The sequence below is a fragment of the Verrucosispora sp. WMMD573 genome (assembly GCF_027497175.1).
In the GTDB taxonomy this organism is placed as follows: domain Bacteria; phylum Actinomycetota; class Actinomycetes; order Mycobacteriales; family Micromonosporaceae; genus Micromonospora.
Genome location: NZ_CP114901.1, coordinates 1852378 through 1872483 on the forward strand (window position 1 = coordinate 1852378; position 20106 = coordinate 1872483).

A 20106-nucleotide genomic window follows, 5' to 3' on the forward strand; every position below is an offset into this window, starting at 1 on the left:
GGGCGGGGAGGAGGCGCTAATGACCGCGGTGGAGAACGACGCCGACGTGATCGTCGTGGGCGCCGGTCCCGGTGGTTCGGCGACCGCGTACCACCTGGCTCGGCACGGCGTACGCGTGCTGCTGCTGGAGAAGACCGAGTTCCCCCGGGAGAAGGTCTGCGGCGACGGGCTGACCCCGCGTGCCGTGCGGCAGTTGGTCCGGATGGGGGTGGACACCTCCCCCGAGGCCGGCTGGCTGCACAACCGTGGCCTGCGGGTGATCGGTGGCGGTGTCCGGCTGGAACTGGACTGGCCGGATCTGGCCAGCTTCCCGAACTACGGCCTGGTACGCACCCGACTCGACTTCGACGACCTGCTCGCCCAGCGCGCGGTGTCCGCCGGAGCCAAGCTGCGGACCAGCGTGAACGTCATCGGCCCGGTGTTGGACGGCGACGGCCGGGTGATCGGGGTGCAGGGCGAGGACGGGCCGGACAAGGCACCCGTCACCTTCCACGCCCCGCTGGTGGTGGCCGCGGACGGTGTCTCGGGCCGGTTCCCGCTCGCCCTCGGGCTGGCCAAGCGGGAGGACCGCCCGATCGGTGTCGCCGTCCGGCGCTACTACCGCTCCGAGGCCCGCCACGACGACGACTACCTGGAGTCCTGGCTGGAACTGCGGGCCAAGGGCACCAACGAACTGCTGCCCGGGTACGGCTGGATCTTCGGCCTCGGTGACGGCCGGGTCAACGCCGGGCTCGGCATCCTCAACTCGTCCTCGGCGTTCGGCAAGACGAACTACCGGCGGCTGCTCACCGACTGGCTGGCCAACACGCCGCCGGAGTGGGGGATGACCGACGAGGCCAACGCCGAGGGTTCGATCCTCGGCGCCGCGCTGCCGATGGGCTTCAACCGGGTGCCGCACTACACCAGGGGGGTCCTGCTCGTCGGCGACTCCGGCGGCATGGTCAACCCCTTCAACGGCGAAGGCATCGCGTACGCCATGGAGTCCGGCGAACTGGCCGCGGAGGTCGCGGTCCAGGCGCTCGCCCGGCCGGCCGGCGCCGAGCGGGAGCGGGCCCTGATGGCGTACCCGCAGGAGCTGAAGACCCGGTTCGGCGGCTACTACCGGCTCGGCGGGATCTTCGTGAAGCTGATCGGCCGTCCGGAGATCATGCGGGTGGCGACCAAGCACGGGATGCCCCATCCCACGCTGATGCGTTTCGTGCTCAAGCTGCTGGCCAACCTCACCGACCCGCGTGGCGGTGACGCGATGGACCGGGTGATCAATGCGATGACCCGGGTCGCGCCCGCCGTGTAGGGGCGCGGAGCAGGCAAGGTCCACCCCCGCCGAAGGGCGCGGGGTGGGATGTGAATAGTGTGAATTTCGCCAACCACCGAGGGCAGGGAAGGACGAGCAGGAGAAAAAATGTCGCTCTCGCCTTACGTACCCATCATCGGGCTGTTCGCCCTCGCCGCGGGTTTCGCGCTGTTCTCGATAGCCGCCGCCCGGTTCGCCGGCCCACACCGCTACAACAGGGCCAAGCTCGAAGCCTACGAGTGTGGGATCGAGCCTAGCCCGCAGCCGATCGGCGGTAGCCGGTTTCCGGTCAAGTTCTACCTGACGGCGATGCTTTTCATCGTCTTCGACGTGGAGATGATCTTCCTTTACCCGTGGGCGGTCTCCTTCGACATCCTGCCGGTCTTCGGGTTCGTCGCCATGTTGGTGTTCATCGGTGCCGTCTTCGTCGCGTACGCCTACGAGTGGCGGCGCGGCGGCCTGGACTGGGACTGAGGGAGGAACGGCTATGGGTATCGAGGAAAAACTTCCCGCCGGAGTCCTGCTCACCTCGGTGGAGAAGCTGGTCAACTGGTCGCGCAAGTCGTCGGTCTGGGGCGCCACGTTCGGCCTGGCCTGTTGCGCGATCGAGATGATGGCCGCCGGTGGTCCGCACTACGACATGGGTCGCTGGGGCATGGAGGTCTTCCGGGCCTCGCCCCGGCAGGCCGACCTGATGATCGTCGCCGGCCGGGTGAGTCAGAAGATGGCCCCGGTGCTGCGCCAGATCTACGACCAGATGGCCGAGCCCCGCTGGGTGCTCTCCATGGGCGTCTGCGCCAGCAGCGGCGGCATGTTCAACAACTACGCCATCGTGCAGGGCGTCGACCACGTCGTACCTGTCGACATGTACCTCCCGGGCTGCCCGCCCCGGCCGGAGATGCTCATCGACGCGATCCTCAAGCTGCGCGAGAAGATCGGCCACGAGCCGCTCGGCCCGAACGGGCGCAAGATGCTGGCGGCCCGGGAGGCGCGCGGTGACGTGCCGGTGGTGCCGTACGGCTCGATGCCGTCGTCGTACCGCAGCGACAAGGCCCGGCGGGCCGAGTGGACGAAGGCCGTCCGCGAGGGCCGCGAGGAGCAGCTGCGGATCGAGAACTGGATGAAGGCCCAGAACCACCTCCACCCGTACGGGGGGATCAAGTGACTGACGACAAGCCGACCACCGGCGGCGTGCCGATCCCGGTGACGCCGGCCGGCGCGACGAGTGGGGCGCCGGCCGAGTTCCCGCCGGCCGCACCGGCGGGCCGGGGCATGTTCGGCAACCAGGGCAGCGGCGACGTCTCCGGGTTCGGCGGACTGGTCCGGCAGCACCACGCGGTCGAGGACTCACCGCGGCCGTACGGCAGCTACTTCGACGAGGTCCGGGACGCGCTGGAGGAGGCGTACCCGGCGTTCGGCGAGGCGATCGAGAAGGTCGTGGTCGACCGGGGCGAGCTGACCCTGCACATCCGCCCGGAGCGGATCGCCGAGGTCTGCCAGGTGATGCGGGACGATCCGGCGCTGCGTTTCGAGCTGTGCTCGTCGGTGTCCGGCGTGGACTACCTGGGCGCCGATGCCCGCCGACTGCACGTCGTCTACCAGCTCACCTCGATGACGTACCGGCGGCGGGTCCGGCTGGAGGCGGCGGTCAGCGTCGAGGAGCCGCACCTGCCCAGCGTCACCGCCATCTACCCGACCGCCGACTGGCAGGAGCGGGAGGCGTACGACATGTTCGGTGTCGTCTTCGACGGCCACCCGGCGCTGACCCGCATCCTCATGCCGGACGACTGGGAGGGTCACCCGCAGCGCAAGGACTACCCCCTCGGCGGCGTGCCCGTGGAGTACAAGGGCGCCGAGATCCCGCCGCCCGACAAGCGGAGGTCTTACCAATGACCGCGTCGAACTACGCCACCGAGCGCGAGACGACCGAGGGCCGGGTCTTCACCGTCACCGGCGGGGACTGGGACGACGTCGTCTCCGGCGTCGACCCGATCAACGAGGGCCGGATCGTCGTCAACATGGGCCCCCAGCACCCGTCCACGCACGGTGTGCTCCGGCTGATCCTGGAGCTGGAGGGCGAGACGGTCCGGGAGGCCCGCTCGGTCGTCGGCTACCTGCACACCGGCATCGAGAAGAACCTGGAGTACCGCAACTGGGTGCAGGGTTCGACCTTCGTGACCCGGATGGACTACCTCTCCCCGCTGTTCAACGAGACGGCGTACTCGCTGGCCGTCGAGAAGCTGCTCGGCATCGAGGAGCAGATCACCGAGCGGGCCACCACCATCCGGGTGCTCATGATGGAGCTGAACCGGATCTCCTCGCACCTGGTCTGGCTGGCCACCACGGCGATGGAGCTGGGCGCGATCAACATGATGCTCTACGGCTTCCGGGAGCGCGAGTACATCCTGGAGATCTTCGAGCTGATCACCGGCCTGCGGATGAACCACGCGTACGTCCGGCCGGGCGGCGTCGCCCAGGACGTGCCGGACGAGGCCATCGTCAAGATCCGCGACTTCCTCAAGCTGATGCCGAAGCGGCTCAAGGAGTACGAGGACCTGCTCTCCGGGCAGCCGATCTGGCTGGAGCGGACGCAGAACGTCGCGGTGCTGGACGTCACCGGCTGTGTGGCGCTCGGCGTCACCGGGCCGGTGCTCCGCTCGGCCGGGCTGGCCTGGGACTTGCGCAAGACGATGCCGTACTGCGGTTACGAGACGTACGAGTTCGACGTGCCGACCCACTCCGACGGCGACGTCTGGGGCCGCTACCTGGTTCGCAACGCGGAGATCCGCGAGTCGCTCAAGCTTGTCGAGCAGGCACTCGACCGGCTCAAGCCCGGTCCGGTGATGGTGGCCGACAAGAAGATCGCCTGGCCGGCGCAGCTGGCCATCGGCGTCGACGGCATGGGTAACTCGCTGGAGCACGTCGCAAAGATCATGGGCCAGTCGATGGAGTCCCTGATCCACCACTTCAAGCTGGTGACGGAGGGCTTCCGGGTGCCTCCGGGTCAGGTGTACGTGGGCGTCGAGTCGCCGCGCGGCGAGTTGGGCGTGCACGCGGTATCCGACGGCGGGACCCGGCCGTATCGGGTGCACTACCGGGAGCCGAGTTTCGTAAACCTCCAGGCCCTGCCGGCGATGGCCGAGGGCGGCCTGATCGCCGACGTCATCGCCGGCGGCGCCTCGCTGGACCCCGTCATGGGAGGTTGTGACCGGTGACTGTCTTCACTGACGAGACGCGGACCAGGGCGCGGGAGATCATCGCCCGCTACCCGGCGGACCGGTCCCGTTCGGCCCTGTTGCCGCTGCTGCACCTCGTGCAGGCCGAGGAGGGTTACGTCTCCCCGGCCGGCGTGGCGTTTTGCGCCGAGGTGCTCGGCCTGAACAAGGCCCAGGTCGGCGCGGTGGCCAGCTTCTACACGATGTACAAGCGCCGGCCCACCGGTGACTGGCTGGTAAGCGTCTGCACCAACACCATGTGCAACGTGCTCGGTGGCCAGGAGGTCTACGACACCCTCGCCGAGCACCTGGGCGTCGGGCACGACGAGACCACCGCCGACGGCAAGATCACCCTGGAGCACGCCGAGTGCCTGGCCGCCTGCGACTACGGCCCGGTGATGACCGTCAACTACGACTTCTTCGACGGTGTCGACCCGCAGACCGCGGTCGGGGTGGTCGACGAGCTGCGCGCCGACGGCCGGCCCACGCCGAGCCGTGGTGCCCGCCTCTGCACCCTGAAGGAGATGGCGGTCCAGCTCGCCGGCTTCGCCGACGAGCGGGAGGGTGCCGTCGCCGACGGGGTGCCGGGCGAGCCGACCCTGCGCGGTCTGCGCCTGGCCCAGCAACACGGCATCTCGGCTCCGGGCTTCGACCCGAACACCCCGATCCGCAGCGGCAAGGCGGGGGACAAGCCGGCACCGGCCACCCCGGCGAAGGCCGCTCCGACCGGCAGCACCGCACCCGACGTTTCGGCGCCGGACCGCAAGTCGCCGCAGGTGCGTACCGCCGAGACCCGGCAGCCGGACGCGCAGACCGCGGTCCCGGACGCGCCCGGCACCAAGGTCCCCGTCGACGGGCAGCCGCCCGCGCCGGACGACGCCCGGGCTGCGGAGGCCGCCGGTGCCGCGGCAAACAAACCGGCGGGCGACGGCAAGCCGGCCGGTGACGACACCGGGGCGCAGGAGCGCAACCTCAGGGAAGCGGAGTCGACCGGCGGTGGCCGGGACTCCGCGCACGACAAGGGGGCTCAGAAGTGACCACGCCTGCGCCGCAGACCCTGGCCAAGTTGACGCCCGTGCTCACCAAGCGCTGGCTGTCCCCGGACGCCTGGCGGATCGGCACCTACGAGAAGCTGGACGGCTACGCGGCGCTGCGTAAGGCGATCAAGGCGCACCCGGACGACCTGATCCAGTTGGTGAAGGATTCGGGGCTACGCGGTCGCGGCGGCGCCGGCTTCCCGACCGGTCTCAAGTGGGGCTTCATCCCGCAGGGTGACGGCAAGCCGCACTACCTGGTGGTCAACGCCGACGAGGGTGAGCCCGGCACCTGCAAGGACCTGCCGCTGATGACCCACGACCCGCACTCGCTGGTCGAGGGCGTGATCATCGCCTCGTACGCGATCCGGGCCAACCGGGCCTACATCTACATCCGGGGCGAGGCCGTGCACGCCGCCCGCCGGCTGCGCAACGCGGTGAACGAGGCGTACGCCAAGGGCTACCTCGGCCGCGACATCCTCGGCTCCGGCTTCGACCTGGATCTGGTGGTCCACTCGGGTGCCGGCGCGTACATCTGCGGTGAGGAGACGGCGCTGCTGGACTCCCTGGAGGGTTTCCGGGGCCAGCCCCGGCTGCGTCCGCCGTTCCCGGCCACCCACGGGCTGTACGCCAGCCCCACCGTGGTCAACAACGTCGGCACCATCGCCAGCGTGCCGTACATCGTGCTCGGCGGCGCGGACTGGTGGAAGTCGATGGGCACGGAGAAGTCCGCCGGCCCGATGATCTACTCGCTCTCCGGCCGGATCGCCAACCCCGGCCAGTACGAGTGCGGCCTCGGCATCACGCTGCGCGAGCTGATCGAGCTGGCCGGCGGAATGCAGCCGGGGCACAACCTGAAGTTCTGGACCCCGGGCGGATCGTCGACCCCGCTGCTCACCGCCGAGCACCTCGACGTGCCGCTGGACTTCGAAGGGGTGGCCACCGCCGGTTCGATCCTCGGCACCACCGCCACGCAGATCTTCTCCGACCAGGACTGCCCGGTCTACGCGACCTACCGGTGGCTGGAGTTCTACCACCACGAGTCGTGCGGCAAGTGCACCCCGTGCCGGGAGGGCAACTACTGGATGGTCCGGGTCTACCGGCGCATCCTGGCCGGTCAGGGCACCCACGACGACCTGGAGACCCTGCTCGACACCTGTGACAACATCCTCGGCCGCTCGTTCTGTGGCCTGGGTGACGGTGCCACCAGCCCGGTGACCTCGTCGTTGAAGTACTTCAAGCAGGACTACCTCGACTACATCGAGGGACGAACCGCGCCGAAGTTGTCCGACAAGCAGTTGGTGGGAGCCCACTAATGACGGACGTAGCCAAGCCGACCGAGACGGTCACCCTCACCATCGACGGCGTCGAGGTCACCGCCCCGAAGGGGGCGCTGCTGATCCGGGTCGCCGAGCAGATGGGCACCGAGATCCCCCGGTTCTGTGACCATCCGCTGCTGGCTCCGGCCGGCGCCTGCCGGCAGTGCCTGGTGGAGGTGGAGGGGCAGCGCAAGCCCGTCGCCTCCTGCACCCAGACGGTCGCCGACGGCATGGTGGTCCGCACCCAGCTCACCTCCCCGGTCGCCAAGAAGGCGCAGGAGGGGATCATGGAGCTGCTGCTGGTGAATCACCCGCTCGACTGCCCGATGTGTGACAAGGGCGGCGAGTGCCCGCTCCAGAACCAGGCGATGTCGACCGGCCGCACCGACTCCCGGTTCCACGAGCACAAGAGGGAGTACCCGAAGCCGCTGCCGATCAGCACCCAGGTGCTGCTCGATCGTGAGCGGTGCGTGCTCTGCCAGCGGTGCACCCGGTTCTCCGAGGAGATCGCGGGCGACAAGTTCATCGACCTGATGAACCGCTCCTCCGCCGAAGAGATCAACATTTACCGGGACGAGGACTACGGGACCGAGGGCGAGGACGGCGACGTCCCGTTCAACTCGTACTTCTCCGGCAACACCGTGCAGATCTGCCCGGTGGGCGCGCTCACCGGCACCCAGTACCGCTTCCGTGCCCGTCCGTTCGACCTGGTTTCCAGCCCGAGCGTGTGTGAGCACTGCTCGGCCGGCTGCGCCCAGCGCACGGACTGGCGGCGGGGCAAGGTGCTGCGCCGGCTGGCCGGGGACGACCCCCAGGTCAACGAGGAGTGGAACTGCGACAAGGGGCGCTGGGGCTTCCAGTACGCCCGCGCCGCCGACCGGCTCACCACCCCGCTGGTCCGCGACGAGCACACCGGCGAGCTGCGGGAGGCGTCCTGGAGCGAGGCGCTCAGCGTCGCCGCCGAAGGGCTGCGGGCCGCCCGGGACACCGGCCAGGGTGCCGCGGTGCTCACCGGCGGTCGACTGACCGTCGAGGACGCGTACGCGTACGCCAAGTTCGCCCGGGTAGCACTGCACACCAACGACATCGACTTCCGGGCCCGCCCGGTCTCCCGCGAGGAGGCCGACTTCCTGGCCAGCACGGTCGCCGGCAGCACCGAGGTCACCTACACCGACGTCGAGAACGCGCCGGCCGTGGTGCTTGTCGGCCTGGAGCCGGAGGAGGAGTGCCCGATCCTCTTCCTGCGGCTGCGAAAGGCGTACCTGAAGAACAAGCTGAAGGTGTACGCGATCGCCCCGTTCGCCACCCGCGGCCTGGAGAAGCTCGGCGCCAAGCTGGCCCGGGTGGTGCCGGGCGAGGAGGCCGGGGTGCTCGCCGAGCACGCCACGGTCGCCGAGGCGCTCAGCGCCGAAGGGGCGATCCTGATCGTCGGCGAGCGGCTGGCCACCGTACCGGGCGGCCTTTCCGCCGCCGCCGAGGTGGCCGCGCGTACCGGGGCGAAGCTGGCCTGGGTGCCGCGACGCGCGGGTGACCGCGGTGCCGTCGACACCGGCTGCCTGCCGAACCTGCTGCCCGGCGGTCGCCTGGTCACCGAGCCGGGCGCACGTGCCGAGCTGGGCGAGGCGTGGGACATCCCGGCCGGGGTGATCCCCAGTCAGGCCGGCCGGGACACCGATGGCATTCTCGGTGCCGCCGCCGCGGGCCAGGTGGGCGCGCTGGTGGTGGCCGGAGTCGATCCGGCCGACCTGGCCGACCCGCGCCTGGCCGAGCAGGCTCTGGACACGGTGCCGTTCCTGGTCAGCCTGGAGTTGCGGGCCAGCGCCGTTACCCGTCGGGCGAACGTCGTCCTCCCGGTCGCACCGGTGGTGGAGAAGGCCGGCAGCTTCCTCGACTGGGAGGGCCGGTTGCGCCCGTTCGACGCGGTGCTGGACACCGCCGCGATGACCGACGGCCGGGTGCTCGACGCGCTCGCCGCCCAGCTGGACGTGCGGCTGGGCACCGGGGACGTGCTGACCGTTCGACGTGAGCTGGGCAGCCTGCCGGTGACCCGCGCTGAGCGCCCGGCCGCGCCCACGGTGCAGCCGGGCTCGGTGCCGCAGCCGGGCACCGGTGAGGCGGTGCTGGCGACCTGGCATCAGCTGATCGACCTGGGCAGCCTCACCGATGGCGACGAGCACCTGGGTGGTACCGCCCGCCCGCCGGTGATCCGGCTGGGCAAGGGCAGCGCGGAGGCGCTCGGTGTCGCCGACGGTGACCCGGTCACGGTGGGTACCGACCGGGGTGCGGTGACCCTGCCGGCGGCGATCACCGAGATGCCGGACGGTGTGGTCTGGCTACCCACCAACTCGCCCGGCTCGACCGTGCGGCGCAGCCTCGGCGCGACCTCCGGCGCGGTGGTACGGATCTCCGCGCCCGGCGTGACGGAGCCGGTCGCCGCCGACGCGGCCGGCCGTTCGGGCCCGCTCCTCAACTCCTCCGGGGGTGTCGCATGAACGTCATCGCCCAGGCGCCGTCGCTGAGCGACTTCGGCCACGACCCGTGGTGGCTGGTCCTCGGCAAGATCGTCTTCGCCTTCGTCGTGGCTCTGCTCGGCACCCTGCTCGGCGTCTGGTTCGAGCGGCGGGTGGTGGGGCGGATGGCCGTGCGCCCCGGCCCCAACCAGCTCGGTCCGTTCGGTCTGCTGCAGACCCTCGCCGACGGACTGAAGATGGCCTTCAAGGAGGACATCCTCCCGAAGTCGGCGGACAAGGTCATCTACTTCTTCGCTCCGGCCATCTCGGTGATCTGCGCGGTCACCGCACTGTCGGTGATCCCGTTCGGTCCGATGGTGAGCATCTTCGGCCACCAGACACCGTTGCAGGTCACCGACGTGCCGGTCGCGGTGCTCGTAGTGCTCGCCCTCTCGTCGATGGCGGTCTACGGCATCGTGCTCGCCGGCTGGGCGTCCGGCTCGACCTACCCGCTGCTCGGCGGCCTGCGGTCCGCCGCCCAGCTGATCTCCTACGAGGTGGCGCTGGGGCTGTCCATCGTGGCGGTGTTCATGCTCGCCGGCACGATGTCCACGAGCGAGATCGTGGCCGCCCAGGGCAACGGAACCCAGCTGACCCTGTTCGGCGTGGACATCCCGACGCCCGGCTGGTACGCGCTGCTGCTCTTCCCGAGCTTCATCGTCTTCTTCATCTCCATCGTCGGCGAGACCAACCGGCCGCCGTTCGACCTGCCGGAGGCGGAGTCGGAGCTGGTCGCCGGCTTCATGACCGAGTACAGCTCGCTCAAGTTCGCGCTGATCATGCTCAGCGAGTACGTCGCGATGGTGACCATGTCGGCCTTCACCGTGACGCTCTTCCTGGGCGGGTGGCACGCGCCGTGGCCGATCACCGAATGGTCGGGGGCCAACTCCGGTTGGTGGCCGATGCTCTGGTTCTTCGGCAAGGTCATCCTGCTGGTCTTCGTCTTCGTCTGGCTGCGCGGCACGCTGCCCCGGCTGCGGTACGACCAGCTGATGCGTTTCGGCTGGAAGGTGCTCATCCCGATCAGCCTGGTCTGGATCGTGGTCCTCGCCGGCCTGCGCACCATCGACGACTGGGACACCCAGAGCCGGATGTACGCCATCGGCATCCCGGCCGGCATCGTGTTGCTCGCCGCGCTGTTCTGGCCGAGCCGCAAGGCGGCACCGAAGCCGACCCTCGCCGAGCAGGTCGACAACCGGCCGCCGGGCAGCTTCCCGCTGCCCCCGCTGGATCTCCAGGTACCACCGAGCCCGCGTACCCGGCGCATGGTCGCCGAGCGGGAGCCGGCCAACGCCCCCGCCGGCCAGGACTCTGAGGAGGTGTGACGTGGGCGCGATCACCGGAACGTTCAAGGGCTTCGGGGTCACCTTCTCGCACATGTTCAAGAAGGTCGTCACCACCGACTACCCGTTCACCCCGCCGACGCCGGCCCCCCGCTACCACGGGCGGCACATCCTCAACCGGCACCCGGACGGGCTGGAGAAGTGCATCGGTTGTGAACTGTGCGCCTGGGCCTGCCCGGCGGACGCGATCTACGTCGAGGGCGGCGACAACACCGACGAGCAGCGCTTCTCGCCGGGCGAGCGGTACGCCAGCGTCTACCAGATCAACTACGCCCGGTGCATCTTCTGCGGGCTCTGCATCGAGGCCTGCCCGACCCGCTCGTTGACCATGAGTAACGAGTACGAGCTGGCCCGGGACAACCGTCAGGATCTGATCTTCACCAAGGAGCAGTTGCTGGCCCCGCTGCTGCCGGGGATGGAGCAGCCGCCGCACCCGATGCGGCTGGGTGACAGCGAGAAGGACTACTACGTCGGCAGCCTGACCAACCCGGGCACCTCCGCCGGGGCGGAGCGCTCGCCGATGGGACCGGGCCGCTACCAGGTCGACGAGCACCCGGGCGTCACCTTCCCCGGTGCCGAGCAGGCCGCCGCGCGGGCCGAGGCGGAGAAGGGGGAGTCGGCATGAACACCTCGACGCTGCTCGCCGCCTCCGGTGCGGTCTCCGGCGGCGAGGCGGTGACCTTCTGGATCCTCGCTCCGCTCGCGCTGGCCGGTGCGATCGGCATGGTCGTCGCCCGCAACGCGGTGCACTCGGCGCTGTGGCTGGTGCTGACCATGCTCAGCCTGGGGGTGTTCTACGTGCTCCAGGCGGGACCGTTCATCGGCATGGTGCAGATCATCGTCTACACCGGCGCGATCATGATGCTCTTCCTGTTCGTGCTGATGCTGGTCGGCCGGGAAGCCTCCGACTCACTGATCGAGGTGCTGCGCGGCCAGCGGATCGCCGCGATCGGGCTGGGCCTCGGCTTCGCCGGCCTGCTCGGCAGCGGGGTCTACCGGGCCACGCAGGGCAGCACCCCGGTCGGCCTGGAGCAGGCGAACGCGGGCGGCAACGTGGAGGGCATCGCCCGGTTGCTCTTCACCGACTACGTCTTCGCCTTCGAGCTCACCGCGGCGCTGCTGATCACCGCCACCATCGGCGGCATGATCCTCGCGCACGTGGAGCGGCGCAAGGAGGACAAGCGCGACCAGGTGGCCACCATGAAGGCCCGCTTCGCGCCCGGCAACTACCCCGGCCCGAAGCCCGGCCCGGGTGTCTTCGCCACCTCCTCGTCGGTCGCCACCCCGGCCCGACTGCCGGACGGCCGGCTGAGCGACCGCAGCACGCCGGACATCCTGCCGGTGCGGGAGCTGACCGCCGAGGAGACCACGCTGAAGGGCACTGAGAAATGAGTGACTTCTTCTCGGTCGAGCCGAACTACTACCTGGTCCTCGCCGCGGTGCTGTTCACCATCGGCGCGGCCGGGGTGCTGGTCCGGCGCAACGCGATCGTGCTGTTCATGTGTGTCGAGCTGATGCTCAACGCGGCCAACCTGGCGCTGGTCACCTTCAGCCGGATGAACGGTGACCTCAACGGCCAGATCATGGCGTTCTTCGTGATGGTGGTGGCGGCGGCCGAGGTCGTGGTCGGGTTGGCCATCATCATGGCGATCTTCCGCACCCGACGCTCCGCCAGCGTCGACGACGCCAACCTGCTGAAGTACTAGAGGGGCCCACCGGTGGACGAAATCATGACGTACGCCCAGGCTGCTCCGGCCGAGACCGTCTCGTACGCGACGGCGGACGGGCTGCTGAGCAGCGTCTGGCTGCTGGTGGCCATCCCGCTGGTCAGCGCGACGATCCTGCTGCTGCTCGGCCGGCGGGCCGACCGCTGGGGGCACTGGCTCGGGGTGACCGCCGTCGGTGCCGCCTTCCTGCTCGGCCTGAGCTACTTCCTCGGCCTGCGCGGCCTGGAGAACCGGTCGGTCGAGCTGAGCCTCTGGGACTTCATCGCGGTCGGCGGCCTGCACGTGGACTTCGGTCTGCTGTTCGACCCGCTGGCCGGGGTCTTCGTCCTGCTGATCACCGGTGTGGGCTTCCTGATCCACCTGTACGCCGTCGAGTACATGGCGCACGACGCGGGCCGGCGTCGCTTCTTCGCGTACTTCAACCTGTTCATCGCGGCCATGTTGCTGCTGGTGCTCGGCAACAACTACGTGATGCTGTACTTCGGCTGGGAGGGCGTCGGTCTGGCGTCGTACCTGCTGATCTCCTTCTGGTACACCAAGCCGGCCGCCGCCACCGCCGGTAAGAAGGCGTTCCTGATGAACCGGGTCGGCGACGCCGGCCTGGCCATCGCGATCTTCATCATGTTCGCCACCCTCGGCACCACGCAGTACGACGAGGTGTTCAACGGGGTGAGCGCGCTGGCCGGAGGCACCGTGCTGGTGCTCGGCCTGCTGCTGCTGCTCGGCGCGGCCGGCAAGTCCGGCCAGTTCCCGCTCCAGGCGTGGTTGCCGGACGCGATGGAGGGCCCGACCCCGGTGTCGGCGCTGATCCACGCCGCGACGATGGTGACCGCCGGTGTCTACCTGATCGCCCGCTCGAACGTCATCTTCTCGGCCAACGCCACGTTGCAGCTGGTGGTGGTGAGCGTCGGTGCGTTGACCCTGCTCATCGGTGCGATCATCGGCTGCGCCAAGGACGACATCAAGCGGGTGCTGGCCTGGTCCACGGTCAGCCAGATCGGCTACATGTTCCTCGGCGTCGGGCTGGGTGGCGCGGCGTACGCGCTGGCCATCGTGCACCTGCTGGCGCACGGCTTCTTCAAGGCCAACATGTTCCTCGGCGCTGGTTCGGTCATGCACGGCATGAAGGATCAGGTCGACATCCGTCGCTTCGGCGGGCTGTCGAAGTACATGAAGATCACCTGGCTGACCTTCGGCGCGGGCTGGCTGGCCATCATCGGCATGTTCCCGTTCTCCGGTTACTTCTCCAAGGAGCCGATCATCGCCGCCGCCTTCGAGCGGGAGGGCTGGACGGCCTGGCTGTTCGGCGGGGCGGCGGTGCTCGGTGCCGCGTTGACCGCGTTCTACATGACCCGGCTGTTCGTGCTGACCTTCCACGGGCCGAAGCGGTGGACCGAGGACATCGAGCACCCGCACGAGTCCCCGGCGCTGATGACGATCCCGCTGATCCTGCTCGGCATCGGCTCGCTGGGTGCGGGTTGGCTGCTGGCCACCTCAGTGCCGGACTGGCTGACCACCACCGCCGGGCTCGGCACGGCCGAGGCGCACCACGACGCGGTGCTGCCGCACTGGGCGATCGTGGCGTTGTCGCTGGGGGTCACCGTGCTCGGAGCGTTGCTGGGTTGGTTCCTGTTCCGCAACGGAACGGCTACCGCGCCGCAGCCGGCCGGGGTGCTGGTCACCGCCGCCCGCCAGAACCTCTACACCGACGCGGTCAACGAGGCGGTCTTCGAGAAGCCGGGCATCTTCCTCACCCGGGCGCTGGTCTATCTCGACAACCGGGGCATCGACGGGCTGATCAACGGCCTGGCGGCGGGCGTCGGCGGTGGATCGGGCCGGCTCCGGCGGTTGCAGACCGGCTTCGTCCGGTCGTACGCCACCTCGATCCTGACCGGCGCGCTGCTGGTGGTGGCCGCCTTCCTGGCGGTGCAGGCGGGGTGGTTCGCGTGATCGACCTCTTGAGGCTGTCGGCCTCACAGGCGGCCGTCGCCGGCGGACCGCACAGTGACGACGGAGGTAAGGCCGCATAATGTCCGACTTCCCGTTCCTCTCGGTGCTCACCGTGGCGCCACTTGTCGGCGCCGTGGTCGTCGCTCTCCTGCCGCGCAGCCGGCCGACGCTGGCCAAGCAGGTCGCGCTCGGCTGGTCGCTGCTGGTGCTGGCGCTGTCGGTGGTCATGTGGGTGACCTTCCAGGTCGGTGGCGACCGGTTCCAGTTCCGCGAGTCGTACCCGTGGATCCCGAACTGGGGGGTCAACTTCACCTTCGCCGCCGACGGCATCGCGCTTGTCATGCTGATGCTGATCGCGGTGCTGGTGCCGCTGGTGATCCTGGCGTCCTGGCACGACGCGGAGTCCTCAAGGCGGTCGGTGCCGGTCTACTTCGCGCTGCTACTCGTCCTCGAATGCACGATGATCGGTGTCTTCGCCGCCGCCGACGTCTTCCTGTTCTACGTGTTCTTCGAGGTCATGCTGGTGCCGATGTACTTCCTGATCGGCAGCTACGGCGGTCACCAGCGGCAGTACGCGGCGGTGAAGTTCTTCCTCTACTCGCTCGTCGGTGGTCTGTTCATGCTGGCCGCCGTGATCGGCCTGTGGGTGGTCGGCGGCAAGACCTTCGACTGGGTGGCGCTGTCGCAGGTGGACATCTCCACAGGCGCCGAGCGCTGGCTCTTCCTCGGGTTCTTCGTCGCGTTCGCGATCAAGGCACCGTTCTTCCCGTTCCACACCTGGCTGCCGGACGCCGGTGGGGCGGCACCCGCCGGTGCCGCCGCGCTGCTGGTCGGCGTGCTGGACAAGGTCGGCACCTTCGGCATCCTGCGGTACTGCTTGCCGCTGTTCCCGGACGCGGCCCAGTGGTTCGCGCCGTGGGCGCTGGCCCTGGCGGTCATCGGGATCATCTACGCGGCGCTGCTGGCCGTCGGGCAGAACGACCTCAAGCGGCTTGTGTCGTACACCTCGATCGCCCACTTCGGCTTCATCGGTGTGGGCATCTTCGCCTTCACCACGCAGGCGGGCACCGGGGCGGTGCTCTACATGGTCAACCACGGCCTCGCCACCGGGCTGCTGTTCCTGGTGGTGGGCATGCTGATCGCGCGTCGGGGCTCGGCGCTGGTAAGCGACTTCGGTGGCGCGGGCAAACTGGTGCCGGTGCTGGCCGGTGTGCTCTTCTTCGCCGGTCTCGCCTCGCTGGCCCTGCCCGGCACCGCGCCGTTCGTCTCCGAGTTCCTGGTGCTGATCGGCACGTTCACGGTGAACAAGCCGGTCGCGGTGATCGCCACGTTGGGCATCATCCTGGCGGCGGCGTACGTGCTGTGGATGGTGCAGCGCACCACGCAGGGCACGCTGAACCCGGCGCTGGCCGAGATCGACGGCATGAAGCGTGACCTCAACCTGCGCGAGAAGGTCGTCGTGGCCCCCCTGATCGTGCTGATCGTGCTGCTCGGCTTCTATCCGAAGCCGGTGACGGACGTGATCAACCCCGCCATCCAGGCGACCATGCAGGACGTCGGCCGGACCGACCCGGCCCCGTCGGTAGACACCGTCCAGGAGGCGAGTCGGTGAGCGCGAGGAGTGAGCTTGCGAGCCCCGCAGTCGCGAACGAAAGGCTGGTGGGGTGAGCGCGAGGAGTGAGCTTGCGAGCCCCGCAGTCGCGAACGAAAGGCTGGTCCAGTGACCGAGCTTGAACTGCCGCCGATCGACTACGCGGCGATCGCGCCGATCCTGATCATGCTGGGCGCGGCGGTGGTCGGGGTGCTGGTCGAGGCGTTCGTGCCCCGGCGGCTGCGGCACCCCGTACAGCTGCCGTTGGCGCTGCTGGCGGTGCTCGCGGCACTGACCATGGTGGTGGTCAACGCCGACAAGCGAGTGATCACCATCGGGGTGATCGCCGTCGACGGGCCGACACTGTTCCTTCAGGGCGCGATCCTCGCGCTGTCGGCGGTCGCGCTGCTGCTGCTCGGCGAGCGGGTGGTCGAGCGGGGCGGTGCGTTCGTCGCGCAGGCCGCGGTGACCGCCGACTCGCCGGAGGACCGCCAGCAGGCGGAGAGCGCCGGTGGTGCGGGCGAGGTGTACCCCCTCACCACCTTCGCCATCGGCGGCATGCTGATCTTCGTGTCGGCGAACGACCTGCTGACCATGTTCATCGCGCTTGAGGTCTTCTCCCTGCCGCTCTACCTGCTCTGCGCGCTGGCCCGTCGCCGCCGGCTGCTGAGCCAGGAGGCGGCGATGAAGTACTTCCTGCTCGGCGCGTACGCCTCGGCGTTCTTCCTGTTCGGCCTGGCGCTGATCTACGGCTTCACCGCCGGGCTCGGTGACCGGGCGGCCGGGGTGGACTTCGCCACCGTCAACGCGGCCGTGGCCAACTCGACGGCCAGCCCGGTGCTGCTCTTCGCCGGTATGGCGCTGGTCGCCATCGGTCTGCTGTTCAAGGCTGCCGCCGCGCCGTTCCATGTCTGGACGCCGGACGTCTACCAGGGTGCGCCGACGCCGTTGACCGGATTCATGGCGGCCTGCACCAAGGTCGCCGCGTTCGGTGCCCTGCTGCGGGTGTTCCATGTGGCCTTCGAGGGTGCCCGCTGGGACTTCACCCCGGTGCTGGGCGCTGTGGCGGTGCTCACCATGCTGGTCGGCGCGCTGTTCGCGGTGACGCAGACCGACATCAAGCGGCTGCTGGCGTACTCGTCGATCGCCAACGCCGGCTACCTGCTCGTCGGTGTGCTCGCACCGGGCAGCGAGGGCCTTTCCGGCACCATGTTCTACCTGGTCGCCTACGGTTTCACGGTGTTGGCCGCGTTCGCGGTGGTGACGTTGGTGCGCGACGCCGACGGTGAGGCGACCCACCTGTCCCGCTGGGCCGGGCTCGGTCGACGCTCGCCGGTCTACGCCGCCGTCTTCACCTTCGTCCTGCTGGCCTTCGCGGGCATCCCGATGACCAGCGGCTTCACCAGCAAGTTCGCGGTCTTCGGTCCGGCGTTGGACGGTGGGCAGGTGTGGCTGGTCATCGCGGGCGTGTTGACCAGCATGGTGCTGGCCTTCCCGTACCTGCGGGTCGTGGTGCTGATGTGGCTCTCCGAGCCGGGTGACTCGACGCCCACGGTGGCCGTTCCCGGCGGGCTCACCTCGGCCGCCCTGGTGATCGGGGTGCTCGCCACGCTGGTGCTCGGCGTCGCGCCGTCGCCGCTGCTCGACCTCGCGTCCTCGGCCGCCGACTTCGTCCGGTAACGGCTGACCTGCCGATCGAGGGCCGGCCCACGCGCTGTGGGCCGGCCCTCGCCGCGTATCCCCGGTCCGGTGCAGGTAGAACGTGTGTGGCATGGTTGGAGGCGTGGTGATTAGGGGTGGCGAGGGTTCAGGCGTCACCGGCTCCGGTGGTCGCCGGAGCCGGTCCGGCGCGGCTCAGTTCGGCGCGCTCGGCCTTCACCTCGCCGATCCGCGCACCGAGGAGTCCGTGCTCGGCGTGTTGGCGGCGGTCGAGGCGGAGCTGCTGGCGAGCATCGCCAGCGCCGACCCGTTCGTCACCGAGGCGGCCCGGCACCTGGTGGAGGCCGGCGGTAAGCGGTTCCGGCCGCTGCTGGTGGCCCTGGGTGCCCAGTTCGGCGATCCGACCCGCGCCGAGGTCGTCTCGGCGGCCGTGGTGGTGGAGCTGACCCACCTGGCCACGCTCTACCACGACGACGTGATGGACGAGGCGTCGGTGCGTCGGGGCGCACCCAGCGCCAACTCCCGATGGACCAACTCGGTGGCCATCCTGGTCGGCGACTACCTCTTCGCCCGGGCCGCGGACGTCGCGGCCGAGCTGGGCCCCGAGGCGGTACGTCTCCAGGCGCGGACCTTCGCCCGGCTGGTGCACGGGCAGATCGCCGAGACCATCGGCCCACGGGCCGGTGACGATCCGGTGGCGCACTACCTGCGGGTGATCGCCGAGAAGACCGGTTCCCTGATCGCCACGAGCGTGCATTTCGGCGCCCAGTTCAGCGGGGCCGCCCCGGAGCAGGTGGCGGCGCTGGCCGGGTACGGCGAGACCATCGGGGTGGCCTTCCAGCTCTCCGACGACCTGCTCGACATCGCCAGCGAGTCGACCGAGTCGGGCAAGACGCCCGGTACCGACCTGCGGGAGGGCGTGCCCACCCTGCCGGTGCTCTACGCCCTCGCCTCCGACGACGCCGACGCCGCCTCCGTGCGCCTGCGGGAGATCCTGGCCACCGGTCCACTTACCGACGACGCCCTGCACGCCGAGGCGCTCGGCCTGCTCCGGGAGAGCCCGGCGCTCAAGCGGGCCCGCGAAACCGTCCGCAGCTTCGCCGAGGACGCCCGCGCCCACCTCGCACCCCTTCCACCCGGCCCGGCCCGCCGCGCCCTCGAATCCCTCTGCGACCACATCGCCGACCGCACCAGCTAACCCCCCCACCCCACCCCACCGGGTTGATCAAAAAGTCTTGGTCGCCGTACGCGTGGGGGTGGAGAGGAGCGGGGTGGCGGTGAGCATGAGGGTGGCGGCGGCGAGCATGGCGGCGGCTGCGGTGAGCCACATGGCCGGGTAGCCGGCTGTGGCGGCGAGCGGGCCCAGGGCGAGCGGGCCGAGACAGCCGCCCGCGTACACCCCGGTTTGGGTGATCGAGGTGGCTGCGGCCGGTGCCTGCGGGTGCAGTTGGACCACCGCGAAGTTCATTAGCCCGGGCCAGGACCAGCCCAGACCGAAGCCGAGCACCACGCCGACCACCAGCGGCCCGGGGCCGGCCACCGCAAGCAGGCCCAGCCCCACGGCACCGGCCACCAGCAGACCGGCGATCACCGCGATGTGTCCACCGGTGCGTCGATCGGCCAGCCAGCCGACCCCGATCCGGGCCGCGACGCAGACCGCGCTGCCGAGGGTCAGGGTGAGCCCGGCCATGCCCGGCCCGAGCCCCCGGTCGACCGAGGCGTCGACCACGAAGGTGCCGAGCGCGTTCGCCGCACCCGCCGCCAGCGTCGCGGCCACCCCGACGAGTACCAGGCCCGGGTTCGCGCCGCCGGTCCGCTTGGTGCGCCGCCGCGCGGCCTGGGCGCGCTGCGCGGGTACCGCCGGCAACACGGCCAGCGCGGCACCGGCTGCCGCCACGAAGGCCCATCGCCAACCGACGGTCAGCGCGAGGGTGGGTACCGCGACTCCGGCCAGCAGCGTGGAAACCGGGATGGCTGCCTGCTTGACGCCGAACGACAGCCCTTGCCGTCGGGGCGGGACGTGCCGGGCGAGCAGCGCGTTGCTGGACAGTTGACCGAGCGCGTTCGCGGTGCCGGCCACGGCGAGCAGACCGACCAGCACCGGGTACGACCGGGCAACCACCGCCACGGCCAGCAGGGCGCCGGCGGACACCACGATGCCGGCCCGGGCCACCACGGCGGCACCCCACCGCTCGACCAGCGCACCGGACGGCACCGAGGCGAGGGTGCCGACGCCGAAGTAGACCGCCACGACGAGTCCCAGACCGGCGGGGGAGAAGCCCAGCTCCTCCCGCATCTGCACGGCGAGCCCGCCGACCAGGAAGACCGGCAGGACACAGACGATCGTGACGGTGACCGCGACCGCACTGGCCCGTACGGGTCGTGCGGCGGCTTCCGAGGTGCGTGCAGGGGCGATGCGGGCCATGGTGCGGCTAACCTACGCCAGCCGCATCTTGGCGACGGA

At 70.1% G+C, this 20106-nt stretch carries 17 protein-coding genes; 16 read left to right on the forward strand and 1 reads right to left on the reverse strand.

The window, feature by feature from the left end; all coding sequences use genetic code 11:
- Positions 1-19 precede the first annotated feature (19 nt).
- From O7601_RS08600 to O7601_RS08675, 16 genes are all read left to right on the forward strand, one after another.
- Positions 20-1294 (forward strand): geranylgeranyl reductase family protein, encoded by a 1275-nt coding sequence (locus O7601_RS08600; protein WP_281565667.1) that lies wholly within the window; start codon positions 20-22, stop codon positions 1292-1294.
- Between the two features lie 108 nt (positions 1295-1402).
- Entirely contained in the window at positions 1403-1768 is a 366-nt protein-coding gene (locus O7601_RS08605; RefSeq protein ID WP_210828576.1) for an NADH-quinone oxidoreductase subunit A, read from the forward strand.
- Positions 1769-1781: 13 nt separating this feature from the next.
- Positions 1782-2459: an NADH-quinone oxidoreductase subunit B gene (locus O7601_RS08610; protein ID WP_093404021.1), complete on the forward strand. Its 678-nt coding sequence runs from the start codon at positions 1782-1784 to the stop codon at positions 2457-2459.
- A complete protein-coding gene (locus O7601_RS08615) occupies positions 2456-3187 on the forward strand; it encodes an NADH-quinone oxidoreductase subunit C (RefSeq protein ID WP_281565668.1) in 732 nt (243 codons plus the stop codon). The genes O7601_RS08610 and O7601_RS08615 overlap by 4 nt, the downstream gene beginning before the upstream one ends.
- Entirely contained in the window at positions 3184-4509 is a 1326-nt protein-coding gene (locus tag O7601_RS08620; protein ID WP_281565669.1) for an NADH-quinone oxidoreductase subunit D, read from the forward strand. The genes O7601_RS08615 and O7601_RS08620 overlap by 4 nt, the downstream gene beginning before the upstream one ends.
- Positions 4506-5546 carry an NADH-quinone oxidoreductase subunit NuoE gene (gene nuoE / locus O7601_RS08625; RefSeq protein WP_281565670.1) on the forward strand — a complete coding sequence of 347 codons (1041 nt, stop codon included), beginning with the start codon at positions 4506-4508 and terminating at the stop codon, positions 5544-5546. Before O7601_RS08620 ends, nuoE begins: the two co-directional genes overlap by 4 nt.
- A complete protein-coding gene (gene nuoF / locus O7601_RS08630; RefSeq protein WP_281565671.1) occupies positions 5543-6859 on the forward strand; it encodes an NADH-quinone oxidoreductase subunit NuoF in 1317 nt (438 codons plus the stop codon). The genes nuoE and nuoF overlap by 4 nt, the downstream gene beginning before the upstream one ends.
- Entirely contained in the window at positions 6859-9354 is a 2496-nt protein-coding gene (locus tag O7601_RS08635; RefSeq protein ID WP_281565672.1) for an NADH-quinone oxidoreductase subunit G, read from the forward strand. The genes nuoF and O7601_RS08635 overlap by 1 nt, the downstream gene beginning before the upstream one ends.
- A complete protein-coding gene (gene nuoH, locus O7601_RS08640; protein ID WP_281565673.1) occupies positions 9351-10697 on the forward strand; it encodes an NADH-quinone oxidoreductase subunit NuoH in 1347 nt (448 codons plus the stop codon). Before O7601_RS08635 ends, nuoH begins: the two co-directional genes overlap by 4 nt.
- 1 nt (position 10698) lies before the next feature.
- Positions 10699-11340 carry an NADH-quinone oxidoreductase subunit NuoI gene (nuoI, locus tag O7601_RS08645; protein ID WP_093404032.1) on the forward strand — a complete coding sequence of 214 codons (642 nt, stop codon included), beginning with the start codon at positions 10699-10701 and terminating at the stop codon, positions 11338-11340.
- The gene (locus O7601_RS08650) at positions 11337-12107 is read left to right on the forward strand and encodes an NADH-quinone oxidoreductase subunit J (protein ID WP_281565674.1); all 771 of its coding nucleotides are present in this window, start codon (positions 11337-11339) and stop codon (positions 12105-12107) included. The genes nuoI and O7601_RS08650 overlap by 4 nt, the downstream gene beginning before the upstream one ends.
- Positions 12104-12421: an NADH-quinone oxidoreductase subunit NuoK gene (gene nuoK / locus O7601_RS08655; protein ID WP_013731028.1), complete on the forward strand. Its 318-nt coding sequence runs from the start codon at positions 12104-12106 to the stop codon at positions 12419-12421. The genes O7601_RS08650 and nuoK overlap by 4 nt, the downstream gene beginning before the upstream one ends.
- A gap of 24 nt (positions 12422-12445) precedes the next feature.
- On the forward strand, positions 12446-14392 hold the full coding sequence (nuoL, locus tag O7601_RS08660; protein WP_281566847.1) for an NADH-quinone oxidoreductase subunit L: 1947 nt from the start codon (positions 12446-12448) through the stop codon (positions 14390-14392).
- A gap of 79 nt (positions 14393-14471) precedes the next feature.
- Positions 14472-16004, forward strand: a complete 1533-nt coding sequence (locus tag O7601_RS08665) for an NADH-quinone oxidoreductase subunit M (RefSeq protein ID WP_281565675.1) — start codon at positions 14472-14474, stop codon at positions 16002-16004.
- A gap of 108 nt (positions 16005-16112) precedes the next feature.
- Entirely contained in the window at positions 16113-17663 is a 1551-nt protein-coding gene (gene nuoN / locus O7601_RS08670) for an NADH-quinone oxidoreductase subunit NuoN (RefSeq protein WP_281565676.1), read from the forward strand.
- 91 nt (positions 17664-17754) lie between these two features.
- On the forward strand, positions 17755-18840 hold the full coding sequence (locus O7601_RS08675; protein ID WP_281565677.1) for a polyprenyl synthetase family protein: 1086 nt from the start codon (positions 17755-17757) through the stop codon (positions 18838-18840).
- A gap of 27 nt (positions 18841-18867) precedes the next feature.
- On the opposite strand, the gene O7601_RS08680 is transcribed toward O7601_RS08675, so the two are convergent.
- Positions 18868-20067: an MFS transporter gene (locus tag O7601_RS08680; RefSeq protein ID WP_281565678.1), complete on the reverse strand. Its 1200-nt coding sequence runs from the start codon at positions 20065-20067 to the stop codon at positions 18868-18870.
- Positions 20068-20106: the final 39 nt, after the last annotated feature.

Coding starts and splice junctions, on each gene's coding strand:
- O7601_RS08600 (WP_281565667.1), top strand. CDS start 20: ATGACCGCGGTGGAGAACGACGCCGACGTGATCGTCGTGGGCGCCGGT.
- O7601_RS08605 (WP_210828576.1), top strand. CDS start 1,403: ATGTCGCTCTCGCCTTACGTACCCATCATCGGGCTGTTCGCCCTCGCC.
- O7601_RS08610 (WP_093404021.1), top strand. CDS start 1,782: ATGGGTATCGAGGAAAAACTTCCCGCCGGAGTCCTGCTCACCTCGGTG.
- O7601_RS08620 (WP_281565669.1), top strand. CDS start 3,184: ATGACCGCGTCGAACTACGCCACCGAGCGCGAGACGACCGAGGGCCGG.
- O7601_RS08635 (WP_281565672.1), top strand. CDS start 6,859: ATGACGGACGTAGCCAAGCCGACCGAGACGGTCACCCTCACCATCGAC.
- nuoH (WP_281565673.1), top strand. CDS start 9,351: ATGAACGTCATCGCCCAGGCGCCGTCGCTGAGCGACTTCGGCCACGAC.
- O7601_RS08650 (WP_281565674.1), top strand. CDS start 11,337: ATGAACACCTCGACGCTGCTCGCCGCCTCCGGTGCGGTCTCCGGCGGC.
- nuoK (WP_013731028.1), top strand. CDS start 12,104: ATGAGTGACTTCTTCTCGGTCGAGCCGAACTACTACCTGGTCCTCGCC.
- nuoL (WP_281566847.1), top strand. CDS start 12,446: ATGACGTACGCCCAGGCTGCTCCGGCCGAGACCGTCTCGTACGCGACG.
- O7601_RS08665 (WP_281565675.1), top strand. CDS start 14,472: ATGTCCGACTTCCCGTTCCTCTCGGTGCTCACCGTGGCGCCACTTGTC.
- O7601_RS08675 (WP_281565677.1), top strand. CDS start 17,755: ATGGTTGGAGGCGTGGTGATTAGGGGTGGCGAGGGTTCAGGCGTCACC.
- O7601_RS08680 (WP_281565678.1), bottom strand. CDS start 20,067: ATGGCCCGCATCGCCCCTGCACGCACCTCGGAAGCCGCCGCACGACCC.